The organism is Shivajiella indica, from assembly GCF_042683085.1.
Classification (GTDB): Bacteria; Bacteroidota; Bacteroidia; order Cytophagales; family Cyclobacteriaceae; genus Shivajiella; species Shivajiella indica.
The window spans coordinates 215,954-230,264 of the sequence record NZ_JBHUIV010000002.1; the positions used below are offsets into that span (position 1 = coordinate 215,954).

The window sequence follows — 14,311 nt, forward strand, 5'->3', positions numbered from 1 at the left end:
ATTGAACAATTCAACTAAATAAACCCAATATGGCTTACATTGAACCGGCTCCCATAAAGGACAAAGAAAATCCTTTGGAGTCCATGATGGAAAGATTTAACCTTGCAGCCGAAAAATTGGGCCTTTCCGATGAGGTCTACAACGTGCTGAAAAATCCTGCCAAGCAAGTAATTGTGTCCTTGCCTATTACAATGGACAATGGAAAGATCCACGTTTTTGAAGGTATAAGGGTAATCCATTCCAATATCCTTGGGCCAGCAAAGGGAGGAATCCGTTTTGCCCCTGACGTACATCTTGATGAAGTGAAAGCGCTGGCTGCTTGGATGACCTGGAAATGTGCGGTGGTTGATATCCCTTATGGAGGGGGAAAAGGCGGTGTTCGTTGTAATCCAAGAGAAATGTCAAAAGGGGAAATTGAGCGTTTGGTAAGAGCCTATACACTAGCTATGCTGGATGTTTTCGGACCTGATAAAGATATTCCGGCACCTGACATGGGTACAGGACCCCGGGAGATGGCCTGGTTGATGGACGAATACTCCAAAGCCCATGGGATGACAGTGAATGCAGTAGTTACGGGTAAGCCTTTGGTATTAGGGGGTTCTTTGGGAAGAACAGAAGCAACCGGCCGCGGGGTGATGGTATCGGCACTGGCTGCCATGCAAAAACTGAAAATCAATCCATTCCAAGCCACCTGTGCAGTACAAGGTTTTGGTAATGTTGGTTCTTGGGCTGCCCAATTATTGGAAGAAAGAGGATTAAAGGTAGTGGCTATTTCTGATATTTCAGGTGCTTATCACAACGAAAACGGGATCAATATCGTGGAGGCTATTGCTTATAGGGACAGCAATAATGGCACTTTAGAAGGCTTTACAGGGGCTGAAAAGCTAACTGATCCCATGGAATTATTAGAACTCGAAGTAGATGTTCTTGTTCCTGCAGCTGTAGAGGATGTGATCACGATCAAAAATGTAGACAAGATCAAGGCCAAATTGATTGTAGAAGGGGCCAATGGACCAACTTCAGCCAAGGCCGATACCATCATCAATGAAAAAGGTATCATGGCAGTACCGGACATCTTGGCCAATGCAGGAGGAGTTACGGTTTCTTATTTTGAATGGGTTCAAAATAGGTTGGGTTATAAGTGGACAGCAGAACGGGTAAACCGAAGATCCGATAGAATCATGAAAGATGCTTTTGATCATGTTTATGAAGCCTCAGTGAAATATAATGTACCGATGAGGATTGCAGCTTATATTGTGGCCATTGATAAAGTAGCTAAAACCTATACTTTCAGAGGAGGCTTCTAAAAGAGCAAAAAGGAAAGTTTTATTATATTTGGGGTGTGGAAGTAAGCTTCCTCACCCTTTTAAATTTAGACTGCATGACTATACACAAAGAAGGTAGAAAATTATTGTTTTGGTTACTGCTTATACTCGTAGCCCTCAATTTTGGTTTGGGTAGAGCTTTTCCCGAGGAGGAAAAACTGTTAAATGTTGTTTTATTGGTCAGTGTAATCATTTATTTAATTATACTTCAGTTTTTCAGGAATCCGACCATACAATTACCTAAAGAGGATAAATTGGTTTTTGCACCTGCAGATGGCAAGGTCGTCGTCATTGAAGAAACGATGGAGGGGGAATATCTGAATGAAAAAAGAACGCAAGTATCTATTTTCATGTCTCCGATCAATGTCCATGTCAACCGCTCGCCGATTGCAGGAATTGTGGAATATTTTAAATACCACCCCGGTAAATACCTTGTAGCTTGGCATCCCAAATCCAGTTTTGAAAATGAGCGCACCACCATGGTGATCAAACACCAAAGTGGCGTGAAGATTCTTGTCAGACAGATTGCCGGAGCTTTGGCCAGGAGGATCAAATGGTATGTCAAAGAGGGAACACCCTTGGTTCAGGGAGGAGAGTTTGGCTTTATCAAATTCGGTTCTAGGGTAGATGTTTTCTTGCCATTGGATGCGGAAGTTTTGGTAAGTATCGATGAAAAAACCCAGGGAGGAAGAACACCAATCGCAAGGCTAAAATAATATTAAAACATTCAAGATAAAGAGGCATAGGTTTGCAGCCTATGCTTTTTTTTTCGAACCACAAAAGTCCAAAAAGTCTACAATAGCAGGCTCTGATGAGGCTCATCGATGATATCCGGGACTTAAAATTCCCCTCTTTTGTGTTCCTTTTGTCCCTTTTGTGGTTCGTTAATTACTGCTTAAAATTTGTCTATTGCATCATTTAATCAAGCTAAAGTCTTCATATTTTTTTCGAACCACAAAAGTCAACAAAGTCAACAAAAGTTGGTTCTGATGAAGCTTATTGATACCATCTCAGAATTAAAAATTCCCCTCTTTTGTGTTCCTTTTGTCCCTTTTGTGGTTCATTAATTACTGCTTAAAATTTGTCTGTTGCATCATTTAATCAAGCTAAGGTCTTCATATTTTTCCCGAACCACAAAAGTCAACAAAGTCAACAAAAGAAGGTTCTGATGGGGGTAATCGATGATATCCGGGACTTAAAATTCCCCTCTTTTGTGTTCCTTTTGTCCCTTTTGTGGTTCGTTAATTACTGCTTAAAATTTGTCTGTTGCATCATTTAATCAAGCTAAGGTCTTCATATTTTTTTCGAACCACAAAAGTCAACAAAGTCAACAAAAGTTGGTTCTGATGAAGCTTATTGATAGCATCTCAGAATTAAAAATTCCCCTCTTTTGTGTTCCTTTTGTCCCTTTTGTGGTTCGTAATTCAATCCTTCAAGTAGGTATAATAATCATTCACATAGGTTTTTTGTCCTTCATGGTAAAGGTTGATCACATTAAAGTTATAAATGATCCCCTTTGGGGACTTCAACAGTTTCATGTAACTGATTAACCTAGCTTCATCAATAGGCGGGATGGAATCAATTGCTTTTAATTCAACAGTAATTAAATTTTCAATGAAAAAATCACATCTTAACTTGGATTCAATTGATAGTTCTTTGTAGGCTATAGGAATCCTCATCTCTGACAGAAACTGTAAACCCCGACACTCCAATTCATAAGCAAAACAATTGTGGTAGACACTCTCCAGCAAACCAGGGCCTAAATTTTTGTGAACTTCGATTGCCGCACCATTAATTAAATAGGTAAGGTCTTTAATTTTTGATTTTGTAACATCCATAAAAAGAAATTAAAAGTTGATAGATTAAAAATTTCATGTCTAAAAATTCAAGATATATAAAATTAAAAAATATTTTTCGAACCACAAAAGTCAACAAAGTCAACAAAAGTAGGTTCTTGAGATGGTAATCGACGATATCCGGGACTTAAAATTTCCCTCTTTTGTGTTCCTTTTGTCCCTTTTGTGGTTCGAAAAACAGCTATGTTTTCCTATTTTTCCTGCCTTTGAAATAAAGATAACCAAAACTGAGGGTACTCAGGAAAAAGATAAAAGTGGTCCACTCATACGTTCTCTTATCGGATTTTTTTTCTGCGACTGTCTCCTCCTTTTCTTCCAAGGCCCTTTTTAAAATGGCTATTTCCCTCTCCTGCTTTTGGGAAATGAATTTATAGTCGTTTTTCTCGTACGTGATTTCTGTTTTTTCTATTTCACTGAGCATTTTCAGCTCTTCCATGATCTGATTGTCCTTGTCTATGATCCTTGCCATCCACTCATTGGTTTCGATCATATCTTTTTTGGTTCGGTTACCAAAAATACCGCTTTTTTTACTCTCAGAGTTTCTCCACTCCTTATGCATTTTTTCCCTTTCACCTAGCATCCTTTCCAGTTTGGCCTGGGCAAATAGAGAAATAGGAAATAATAATACTAAAGTCAGAATAAGAATTAGGCGCATATCAACATATTGTTTTGTAAAAAACAAGTTATTCAAATAATATGCCGAATCGATTTCAAATCAGGGTATTATAAAAACTTTCTTCCTTGTTTCCGTTTAAAGGCTCCTTTTTTACGCTTACTGTTGGTATAGAAATTATATAAAAAGTTGATGGCAAAAACGGTGATAGTTAAGGGAACAAACATGTCAGGCAACATGATTTTTATTCCCAAAAGAATCAATAAAGTAGCGATGATACCCATTTTAAAAGTGGTATGACTCTCCGGGTATACACTACCGATAAGATAGAGACTTAGTCCTTCAATAATGGCCATGGTCACTACCAGGTAAGTCAACATGTCCTTTATTGTGGTGTCCTGGGACCATACCACCCAGGCCAAACCAGCAGCTACCAAAATTAAGCTAACGGATTGTATAGAAGTATTCAGTCTTTCTCTCATATTGCTTTTTTGGGTTCAACTTCGAAATAAGATAGGCAAATTATCCAAAACTTCAAAAATCCTAATTAAATGTAATGGGGATTCATGAATGATGAATTGTACCATCCGCCGCAGCGGACAAGATGTACCATATACCAAGCTCCAAGTAAAAAGCATGGTACTTTGTACATTGTACTTGGTACAAAAAATTACAGCTTTCTCTTTATAAAATCAGTCATCAAACTATACAAATGCCAAGTGGTATTGCCTCCATAAATACCATGGTTTCTGTTAGGATAGTACATGGTTTCAAACTGTTTGTCAGCTTTCACCAAAGCATCCACCAAATCCACCGCATTTTGGAAATGTACATTGTCATCCCCGGTTCCATGGATCAGGAGGAGATTTCCTTTTAGACTGTTAACATGGGTTATTGGGCTATAATTGTCATAGCCTGCAGCATTCATTTGAGGAGTTTGTAGGTATCTTTCCGTGTAAATGGTGTCATAATACCTCCATGTAGTCACAGGAGCCACCGCAATGGCAGATTTGAATACATCATTGCCGATCATCAAAGCCAGTGAAGACATGTAGCCTCCATAAGACCAACCCCAAATCCCGATTCTTGATTTGTCTACATAAGGTAAACTTCCCAGGTGTTTTGCTCCGGCGATTTGATCCTCCGTTTCAAATTTTCCAAGATTTGCATAAGTGATATGCTTAAAATCCCTCCCTCTGGCACCGGTTCCCCTATTGTCCACACAAACAACAATGTATCCCTCTGAAGCCAGGTGATGGTGCCAAAAATCCCGTGTTCCTCCCCAGGAATTGGTCACATTCTGGGAACCTGGACCCCCATAAACATACATCAATACCGGATATTTTTTGTTTCCATCAAAATCAGCCGGTTTAATCATATAAGCATTCAGGGAAGTGCCATCTACTGTATTGAAAGTGAAGAATTCCCTGGGTGAAATGTTATAATTGGCAATTGCTGATTTAAGCTCTGCATTTTCTTCCAACACCTTGACCAACTTTCCGGAGGCTTCGTTCAAAGTAACCCTTAAAGGACTGTTGGCACTGGAATGGTTGGCAATATAGTATTTGAAATCCCTGCTCATATTCACAGAAGTAGTACCTTTCTCAGGTGTGAGGATTTTCTTGCCCTTTCCATCCATATTGATGACATAAAGATTTCTTTCCAAAGGAGAAGCTTCTGTAGAGATATAATAGATTTTCTTATTTTTCTCATCCACTCCTACCAAATTGGTTACCTCCCAGTTTCCTGAAGTAATCTGACGTATGAGTTTTCCTTCATTGTCATGGTGATACACATGCTTGAAACCATCCTGTTCTGAAGTTCTTATAAAACCCTTATCACCTTCTAAAAACCTAAGGTCATCATTGTAATCCAAATCTACATAGGTATCTGCTTTTTCCTGTAAGATCAATTTGCTTTCCCCAGAATTGGCATTTGCATACATCAGATCCAATTGGTTTTGCAGACGGTTCATTTTTAAAAATGCCAGGGTTGATACATCTCCAGTCCAATAAATTCTAGGCAGATAGATGTCACTTTCTTCCCCAGTATCTACTTTAACTGTTTTTTTACTGTCTAGATCATATATATGGATACTAACCAAAGCATTTTTTTCACCTGCTTTGGGATATTTAAACCGATAGTCCTCAGGATACAGTTTGCCCCAAGTCTGCATATTGAACTCAGGTACCTCAGTTTCATCAAATCGGATAAATGCGATCTTCTTACCATCAGGGGACCAGTCAAATGCCTTGGACATGGAAAATTCTTCCTCATAAACCCAATCCGCTGCTCCATTGATAATATGATTCCTTTTCCCATCTAATGTGATTTGGGTAACCTCCTTGCTTTCCAATTCAATAAAATAAAGATTGTTATCCTTCACAAAAGCTACTTTGTCATTATCAGGTGAAAGAGTGGCGTACATAATCTTCTCGCCATCCATTAATTTTTGGGAAGATCCATTTTTCAGATCCACAACATGATAAACTCCCTTACTTGACCTGCGGTAAATACTTTCTACTTCTGAGGCTATCAGTGCTTTGGTCTCTTCCGGATTAAAGGAATAGCTTGAAAAGTTGATGCCTAAAGCACCCCCATCTATCAAGGTCTCCGATTCCTCCCCTGTAGTAACATTAATTTTAACCACTTTTGGACCAGTTAATCCTCTTTGTAAAGAAGAATAGTATTGGCCATCTTTCATCCAGTTGATACCATAAACTGACTTTTGGTTGAAAGTATTAGATTTGAAAACATCTTCCAGACTTACATTCTTTTTCTGCTGGGCATACGATTGGCCACTCCATAATATAAAAAAATACAGGAGCGCAGTTAATTTGAGTTTATTCATGAAATTCTTTGAGCTTATTTGGGCCTAAAAGTATAAAAAATGGCAATAACCAAAAAGTTAAAATGAATTAAGGGAATCAGGGAAATTTGAATTTCACCCCCTCCAAACTTCCCCTGTATAAGACACCATCTTCAATAATCAATATTTCACCGTTTACACCTTCTTTGATATTGGAATCGACTGCGATAAGTTTTCCATTATACAACTTGGAAACTGCTGGCAGTGAGGTGTGGCCTATAATCATCCGCTTTGATTTATAGAAATTCAATATCTTTTCCATTCCCTGTTCGCTAACCTCATTTTCTATAAAATAACCCCTATACCAAATAGGGCCTTCAGGACTTAACATAAAATCAATTTCTTCAAGTTGTTTTTCATTAGCAGGATGAAATCCTGAAATCTGGTCAAAGAAAAGTTTATTTACTTTCTTGGCTGTCAGTTTTCTCTCAATAAATGAAGGCGCTATTCCTGCGTGGACAATAAGATTATCATTAATGGTAACTATCGCAGGCCTTTTTCTTAACCAATTTCCCAGTACAGAATTTCCGCCATATAATTCATTGATGCCGACTCCCATTATTTCTGCAGCCTTCACATATTTTTCATTCAAATACCTCAAGTCATTCAATAAAACCATCAATTCATGATTACCTACCAAATAGTGGACTTTACCTCTTTGTAGGTTTGCCTGATTTTCGAGTTTATAAAATAGCCACAAAAGTTCTGTTACCTCATCACCTCTACCCATTACATCACCATTGACTACCAAATGACCTCTCCCATATATCCAATTAAGGTTTTCGTCAATTACTCCATGGTTTTTCAAGAGCTGGACTGTCAATCCGAATTGACCATGTACATCTGAAATGACGGTAATTTTTGATACTTTTTTAAATCGCTGGGCAATTGGGGGCTGGTATTGGAAATTACTTATAAAAAGATTCGTGGTCAAACCCTGGCCCAAGTGATTTTGGAGAAAATCAGAAGTCACATTTTCTTCTGATTTCAACTCTCCCTTTTCCACCCATTTGGCATGCCATTGCCCCTGGTCAAAAAATAGGTATGGCGCTTCAGAAAATGGAGTGTCTGATCCCTGGGCAGAAACAAAAATTGACCAAGAACTTAGCAGTAAATAAAGGAGCGATATTTTGAATATTTTCATCATAGAACTTCATTAAGTTAGGTACTTTTTAAGACAAAATCAAAACCTTCCTTATCCAATTATTTTCACTCAATTTTTATCAGATTCTTTATTTACAGTTCAATGAAAATTGAAGATTGATTTTTACTTTTACAGACTATGAAAAGAAAAATTGCCTTGGTTACCGGCGGGTTTACGGGAGAGTCAGTGGTATCGTTGAAAAGTGCCGCTGTAGTAGCCCGTACAATTGACACTGACAAATATGATATTTACAAAATTCTGATTTTCCCAGGGAATTGGTACCATGAAACTGCAAGTGGGGAAAAAATCCCTGTAGATATGAATGATTTTTCCATACAGTTAAATGGTGAAAAGATAAAATTTGATGGTGTTTTCAATATCCTTCATGGTTCACCGGGGGAGGATGGGAAGCTTGCAGGATATTTTGACATGTTGAACATACCCTATACCACATGTGATGCCCTTACATCCGCAATTACCATGAATAAAGGTTATACCAAGGCGATTGTAAAGGATATCCCTGAATTGTTTGTGGCAAAGTCTGTACAACTTTTCGGGAATGAAGTATCCCATAAAGAATCGCTTTTAAAAGAGCTCAGGCTTCCTTTGTTTGTAAAGCCGAATAACGGGGGAAGTAGCATAGGGATGAGCAAAGTAAAAGCACCTCAGGAACTTCAGGAAGCTTTGGATAAGGCCTTTGCGGAGGATTCCCAGGTTTTGGTGGAAGAGTTTGTATCCGGAAGGGAGTTTTCCATAGGGGTTTACCATGCAAAAGGAAACACAACCGTCTTACCTGCTACAGAAATCATTAGCAGTAAGGAATTCTTTGATTTTGAGGCCAAATATTCACCGGGAGTGACTGAAGAGATTACCCCTGGAAGAATGAATGAAGAAGAAGTGGCCCGGGTCAATAGGATCATTGAAAAAATATACCAAAAGCTTAATTGCAAAGGGGCTGTTAGGGTAGATTATTTTCTGGAACATGAAACCTCAAAATTCTTTTTTATAGAAATCAACACAGTTCCGGGCCAAACAGAAACCAGCTTGATTTCCCAACAGGTGAGGGCGATGGGTATGGAGGCAAAGGATTTTTATACTGAACTGATTGAAGAAATGTTTACCTGAGCCTAAGACTGTTGCTGACCACTGAAACTGAACTCAAAGCCATCGCTGCCCCTGCAATCATTGGATTGAGCAGAAATCCAAAGGCAGGGTATAATATACCTGCTGCAATGGGGATTCCTATGATGTTATAAATAAATGCCCAAAAGAGGTTTTGGCGGATTATTTTTACAGTTTTTCGGGTCAGTTCCAGTGTTTTGGGAATCTGTTGCAAGTCGGAATGAACCAAAGTCACCTCAGCAACCTCCATGGCAATATCCGAACCTTTGCCCATAGCAATACTCAGATCAGCCAAACTTAGCGCTTCACTGTCATTGATACCATCACCTGCCATGGCTACAGTTTTACCCTGTGCTTTTAATTCCTTGATATAGGCAGCTTTGTCGTGGGGCAACATGGAAGATTTGAAAAAATCCACGCCTGTCTGCGCTGCTACTCTTTGGGCAGCATTTTTATGGTCTCCTGTGAGCATATGGATTTCTATCCCCATTTTTTTCAAGGCTTTGATGGCTTCAAGGGATGTTTTTTTCACTGGATCGCTGATTTGGAAATAGGCAGCCAGGGTATCATTTTTGGAAACAAAAACCAAAGAGGCTCCATCGGCCATTAACTTTTCACTTTCGGCAAGCGTAGATTCCTGATATTGAAGACCGTTCTCCACCAACCAAGTCCAGGTTCCTATTTTATAATGGATATTATTCCAAGATGCACTCACCCCTTTTCCCGTGTCACTTTTGAAATCTTTGATTTCTATCTCTTCAATGACATCCTTTAAATAGAAAACTATCGCTTTGGCCAAGGGATGTTCAGATTTGGTTTCTATGGCCTTGATGGAGGCTGAATCTTTATTATTCCAGTTATCCAAAAAATAAGCTTCCACTACTTGGGGATTTCCTTCAGTGATGGTTCCTGTTTTGTCCAAAACCAAAGTGTTGATTTTTCTTCCCTTTTCCAGACTTTCAGCATCTTTGATCAGGATGCCCATTTCAGCTCCTTTTCCCATAGCCGCCATGATGGCTGTGGGTGTTGCCAGACCCAAAGCACAGGGACAGGCGATGACCAGGACGGTGATCATGGCCAGCATCCCCCTCAGCCAAGCGTCATCTACTCCGCTGAATCCCCAGATAAAAAAGGTGACCAATGCGATTCCAAGTACACTGGGTACAAAAACAGAGGCAACTTTATCTACCAATTTTTGAATGGGTGCTTTTGAAGCCTGAGCAGCTTTAACCCTTTCAATGATTTGGGAAAGAAGGGTTTCTTTTCCTACTTCTTCCGCAATGAAAGTAAAGCTACCTTCCTGGTTGATGGTTCCCGCAAAAACTTTGTCCTCTATGCTTTTTAATACAGGTAAGGGTTCACCGGTCAACAAACTTTCATCCACATAGGATTTGCCCTCTTTCACCTTGCCATCCAATGGAATTTTTTGACCCGGCTTGATTAAAATCAATTCACCAGGTTTAACTTCTGTGGTTCTTTTAAGTACAGATTTGCCATTTTCTATCACTGTCAGTTCCTGTGGCTGAAGGCCCATTAATTTTTTGAGAGCCGCGCTGGTTCCTGCCTTGGCACCTGATTCCAGAGTTTTTCCCAATAAAATAAAAAACAGGATTACCGCAGCTGCTTCAAAGTACACATGTGGTTCCAAACCCTTATCTATAAGAAATTGAGGAAAAAAAGTGTTGAAGCTGCTGTATAAGTAAGCAATACCAGTGCTCAATGCTACCAAGGTATCCATGTTGGATTGGAAATTTTTGGCAAGTTTCCATGCCTGAATAAAGAACTGGGAGCCGAATACCAAAAGAATAGGAGTGGTCAAGGCCCACATGATATAATTGCCAAATGGCATATGCATCCAGAACATGCCGATCAGAAATACAGGAAGAGCCAGTAGGCCGGCATATAAGGTTTTTCTTTTAAGCTTTTGATGGGCTTTAATTTGAATTTTTTCCAATTCTTCCTGTTGAATTTCTTCAATCATCAAATCATAGCCATTTGACCTTACGTTTTCCTGTAGCATTTCCGCAGAAGTCTCAGCCTCTTCCCATTCCACAAAAGCGGTATGGTTGGCGTAATTCACTGTGGCAGATTTCACACCCTTGCTTTTAGCTAAGGCTTTTTCCACTGCAACAGCACAGGCAGAGCAGCTCATTCCGGTAACAGGTATTTCTTTTTTTATGGTTGACATCGTTTTAAAATTTCAAAATCCAAAATCCAAGCTCGAAAATTCAAACTCCAAATTCCAAACACTAAAATCCAAGCTTAAAACCTGGCAGATAGGTAGATTGGTCCAGTTCCAGACATTCTTAATTCATCATTCTTCACTCTACATTTTTTTGTCTTTCAAAGATAACCTACATCCATCCCCCCACACTTACATAATTTTTGAAAATATTTAACCATGCATTAACCATTCTTGTAATTAAAAAAATTATACGAACTTTATCATTTGATGAGAAGTTTAATTCATTTGAACATTAAACAAGCACTTTGAACCCCAAATTCCATGATCAAGTCCACCATTGAACCTGAGTGTACCAGACAGTTTTCCCCTTTATTTTTAGATTATATCAAAGAAAAGCCTGATTTAAAGCCCTTTTACAATAAATTTCCAAGGCTTGAAAATTTTGAATTTTTAATCCAAGAGAAAAAATTTGATCAGGGAATTAGAAATGTATTGGTATCTTCTTTGGAAGCGCAATATCGGGGAATGGAAATATCAGAATTTACTTCAAATCAGATCCAGGCACTGAAAGGAAATAAAACTTTTACTGTAACAACGGGTCACCAACTCAATCTTTTCACAGGGCCGCTGTATTTTATTTATAAGATTGTATCTACCATCAACCTTGCGGAAAAGTTGAAAGAGAAATACCCGGACTTCCATTTTATTCCGGTTTATTGGATGGCCACAGAAGATCACGATTTTGAAGAAATCAATTACTTTAAGCTTGATGGTAAAAAGTACCAATGGCAAACCGATCAAATCGGTGCTGTGGGGAAGTTTAAAATCGATGAAAGTTTCAAAACATTTTTTCGGGAAGTTTCCCACTTTGTTCCGGAATTTTTCAAAGAGGCATATTTAAGTTCTGAGAATTTGGCGGAAGCTGTTAGAAAGTATGTACATCATTTGTTTGCGGACAAAGGATTGCTGATTATAGATGGGGATGACAGGGCTTTGAAAAATTTATTTAAGACGGTAATTTTTGAAGACCTGTTTAAACAAACCCCCCATGAACTTACGGTAAAGCAAAGTAGGAAACTGGAGGAACTTGGGTACAAAGGCCAGATATTTCCACGGGAAATTAACCTCTTTTATATGGTTGGTAATGTAAGGGAAAGGATAGAAAAAGTTGGCACTATATATAAGGTGTTGAATACTGATATTTCCTTTACTGAAGAGGAATTGAAAATTGAGGTAGAAACTTATCCGGAAAGGTTCAGCCCTAACGTAGTACTGAGGCCTTTGTATGAAGAAATAATTCTCCCCAATTTAGCTTACTTGGGCGGTCCGGCGGAAGTATCCTATTGGTTACAGCTGAAATCCGTATTTGACCATTTCAAGACACCTTTTCCTGCCCTACTCCCCAGAAATTTTGCTTTGGTGCTGGACGCTCCCATTCAAAGGAAAATTTCCAAACTGGGATTGGAAGACCGGGCTTTGTTCCAGCCTTTTGAGGAGTGGAAAAAGGAGTTTGTCTTGAAGCATGCCTCAATCGATTTTACTTTGGAAAGTGAAATGCTACAGCTGTCGGGTATTTTTGATGAAACCGGTAGAAAAGCAGAAGTACTGGAAAAAAGCCTTTCCCAGGCTTTTGAGGCAGGAAAAATCCGGGCTACCAAGATTTTGGAGAAATTGGGAAAAAAAATCAGAAAAGCTGAAGAAAAAAGGCAGGAGATATTTATTTACAGAAGAGAAGCTATTCAGCATTTCTTATATCCGGGGGAAAGTCCTCAGGAAAGAGTGGAAAACTTTATGAGGTTCTATTTGAATGACCATGAGTTTATTCAACAATTATTTGATCAATTTGATCCTTTAGATTTTAATTTTATCATTTTGAAAACTAATAATGAATAAAGAAACTATCAGGTCACACTTCAAGCAAAAGAGGGGAGAATTGAGTAAAGAAGAAGTCAGGTCTTTATCAGATCAGATAATTTCACTTTTTTTGGAATTTTTGTCCTCAAAGGAAAACATCAACCACATACACTTATTTCTTCCTATTGACCGTTTTAATGAAGTGGATACTTTTCCGCTGTTTTTTAAACTTCAGGAAAAAGGACTCCATATTTATACCTCCATTGTGAACAAAGCAAAAGATAATTTGGACACCTTGGAAATTACTAATAACACAAGATTTGTAAATGATGCCTGGGGAATACCACTACCTGCAGAAGCAATGAGAGTCAGTCCAGAAAATATACAATTGATACTGGTCCCCTTGCTTGCCTATGACAGAAGGGGATATAGATTGGGTTATGGAAAAGGCTATTATGATAAATATCTGGCAGGGATGGGCAATCAGGTGTTGAAAGTAGGGTTAAGTTTTTTCGATCCGATAGATTGGATTCCTGAAGAAGCCCATGATATTCCCTTGGATCTTTGTATTACTCAAAACGGGATCCTTAATTTTTAGCAACTTTATTGTTTTTTTTGATTTAAGTTTAAATTTGCAATGTTTTTATAAATAGACCGTTAATTATTTAATTGTATGAAAAGAATAGGTTTTTTATTGATCTTTTTTGTTGGCTTAGCGATCTCAAATCAAAGTCAGGCACAGTATACCACAGGAATTGGGATTAGGGCAGGTGTTTCGAGTGGATTGACAGTCCGTCATTTTGTTGGGCAGGAGTCTGCTATTGAAGGGATTTTAGCCACCAGGTGGGGTGGACTTATCACTACCGGGCTTTTTGAAATCCACAAAGACATAAGGGATGTCAAGGGATTACTTTGGTTTTTTGGAGGAGGGGCCCATTTTGGTACCTGGAATGCCAAAAACAGTAATCGTTCCTGGGGGGATAATAGGGTTAGTACTATTGCCTATGGATTGACAGGAATTGTGGGTTTGGATTATGCCTTTCCCAATGCGCCGGTTAATCTTTCTCTGGATTGGAAGCCTTCCATTAACATTGAGGAAGGGGGCTTTTGGTGGGATGATGTAGCGATTTCGGTAAGGTATATTTTTTAAGTCGGATGTCGGATGTAGAATGAGGGAAGTCCGATGTGGGATGTGGGATGTAAGATGTCGGATCTAGCTGTCACGTCCTGAAATAGCTTGACAGATTAAGTCAAACTAAAAACAGGAAAAAGATGACAAAAACGGTTCGAGAAATCAACAGGTACAGTATTAGCTTTAAGAAGCAAGTAGTGGAGGAGCTGGA

12 protein-coding genes are annotated in these 14,311 nt (G+C 38.8%); 6 read left to right on the forward strand and 6 right to left on the reverse strand.

Annotated elements, in window-relative coordinates; genetic code table 11:
• Positions 1-29 precede the first annotated feature (29 nt).
• Together ACFSKV_RS00930 and ACFSKV_RS00935 are read left to right on the forward strand one after the other, a co-directional pair.
• Positions 30-1,307 carry a Glu/Leu/Phe/Val family dehydrogenase gene (locus ACFSKV_RS00930; RefSeq protein WP_380799664.1) on the forward strand — a complete coding sequence of 426 codons (1,278 nt, stop codon included), beginning with the start codon at positions 30-32 and terminating at the stop codon, positions 1,305-1,307.
• Positions 1,308-1,381: 74 nt separating this feature from the next.
• Entirely contained in the window at positions 1,382-2,041 is a 660-nt protein-coding gene (locus ACFSKV_RS00935) for a phosphatidylserine decarboxylase family protein (RefSeq protein WP_380799665.1), read from the forward strand.
• A gap of 708 nt (positions 2,042-2,749) precedes the next feature.
• Here ACFSKV_RS00935 and ACFSKV_RS00940 read toward each other — a convergent pair.
• The 5 genes from ACFSKV_RS00940 to ACFSKV_RS00960 all read right to left on the reverse strand — a co-directional run bounded on the left by ACFSKV_RS00940 (position 2,750) and on the right by ACFSKV_RS00960 (position 7,810).
• On the reverse strand, positions 2,750-3,163 hold the full coding sequence (locus ACFSKV_RS00940; protein WP_380799667.1) for a GxxExxY protein: 414 nt from the start codon (positions 3,161-3,163) through the stop codon (positions 2,750-2,752).
• Between the two features lie 199 nt (positions 3,164-3,362).
• Positions 3,363-3,836 (reverse strand): Clp protease ClpB, encoded by a 474-nt coding sequence (locus ACFSKV_RS00945; RefSeq protein WP_380799669.1) that lies wholly within the window; start codon positions 3,834-3,836, stop codon positions 3,363-3,365.
• A 68-nt stretch (positions 3,837-3,904) separates the two neighbouring features.
• Positions 3,905-4,276, reverse strand: coding sequence for a hypothetical protein (locus tag ACFSKV_RS00950; protein WP_380799671.1), 372 nt, complete (start codon positions 4,274-4,276; stop codon positions 3,905-3,907).
• A gap of 188 nt (positions 4,277-4,464) precedes the next feature.
• Positions 4,465-6,645 carry a S9 family peptidase gene (locus tag ACFSKV_RS00955; RefSeq protein ID WP_380799672.1) on the reverse strand — a complete coding sequence of 727 codons (2,181 nt, stop codon included), beginning with the start codon at positions 6,643-6,645 and terminating at the stop codon, positions 4,465-4,467.
• A gap of 76 nt (positions 6,646-6,721) precedes the next feature.
• Positions 6,722-7,810, reverse strand: a complete 1,089-nt coding sequence (locus ACFSKV_RS00960; RefSeq protein WP_380799673.1) for a metallophosphoesterase — start codon at positions 7,808-7,810, stop codon at positions 6,722-6,724.
• Between the two features lie 135 nt (positions 7,811-7,945).
• Between ACFSKV_RS00960 and ACFSKV_RS00965 the strand changes: the two genes are divergently transcribed.
• Positions 7,946-8,932: a D-alanine--D-alanine ligase gene (locus ACFSKV_RS00965; RefSeq protein ID WP_380799675.1), complete on the forward strand. Its 987-nt coding sequence runs from the start codon at positions 7,946-7,948 to the stop codon at positions 8,930-8,932.
• Here the strand turns inward: ACFSKV_RS00965 and ACFSKV_RS00970 are convergent.
• On the reverse strand, positions 8,925-11,117 hold the full coding sequence (locus tag ACFSKV_RS00970; RefSeq protein WP_380799676.1) for a heavy metal translocating P-type ATPase: 2,193 nt from the start codon (positions 11,115-11,117) through the stop codon (positions 8,925-8,927). The genes ACFSKV_RS00965 and ACFSKV_RS00970 overlap by 8 nt on opposite strands.
• 318 nt (positions 11,118-11,435) lie before the next feature.
• Here ACFSKV_RS00970 and bshC point away from each other — a divergent pair, with 318 nt between their 5' ends.
• The 3 genes from bshC (at position 11,436) to ACFSKV_RS00985 (ending at position 14,118) form a co-directional block, all read left to right on the forward strand.
• Positions 11,436-13,007 carry a bacillithiol biosynthesis cysteine-adding enzyme BshC gene (gene bshC, locus ACFSKV_RS00975; RefSeq protein WP_380799678.1) on the forward strand — a complete coding sequence of 524 codons (1,572 nt, stop codon included), beginning with the start codon at positions 11,436-11,438 and terminating at the stop codon, positions 13,005-13,007.
• The gene (locus ACFSKV_RS00980; protein ID WP_380799679.1) at positions 13,000-13,566 is read left to right on the forward strand and encodes a 5-formyltetrahydrofolate cyclo-ligase; all 567 of its coding nucleotides are present in this window, start codon (positions 13,000-13,002) and stop codon (positions 13,564-13,566) included. The genes bshC and ACFSKV_RS00980 overlap by 8 nt, the downstream gene beginning before the upstream one ends.
• 75 nt (positions 13,567-13,641) lie before the next feature.
• The gene (locus ACFSKV_RS00985; protein ID WP_380799681.1) at positions 13,642-14,118 is read left to right on the forward strand and encodes a hypothetical protein; all 477 of its coding nucleotides are present in this window, start codon (positions 13,642-13,644) and stop codon (positions 14,116-14,118) included.
• Positions 14,119-14,311 lie beyond the last annotated feature (193 nt).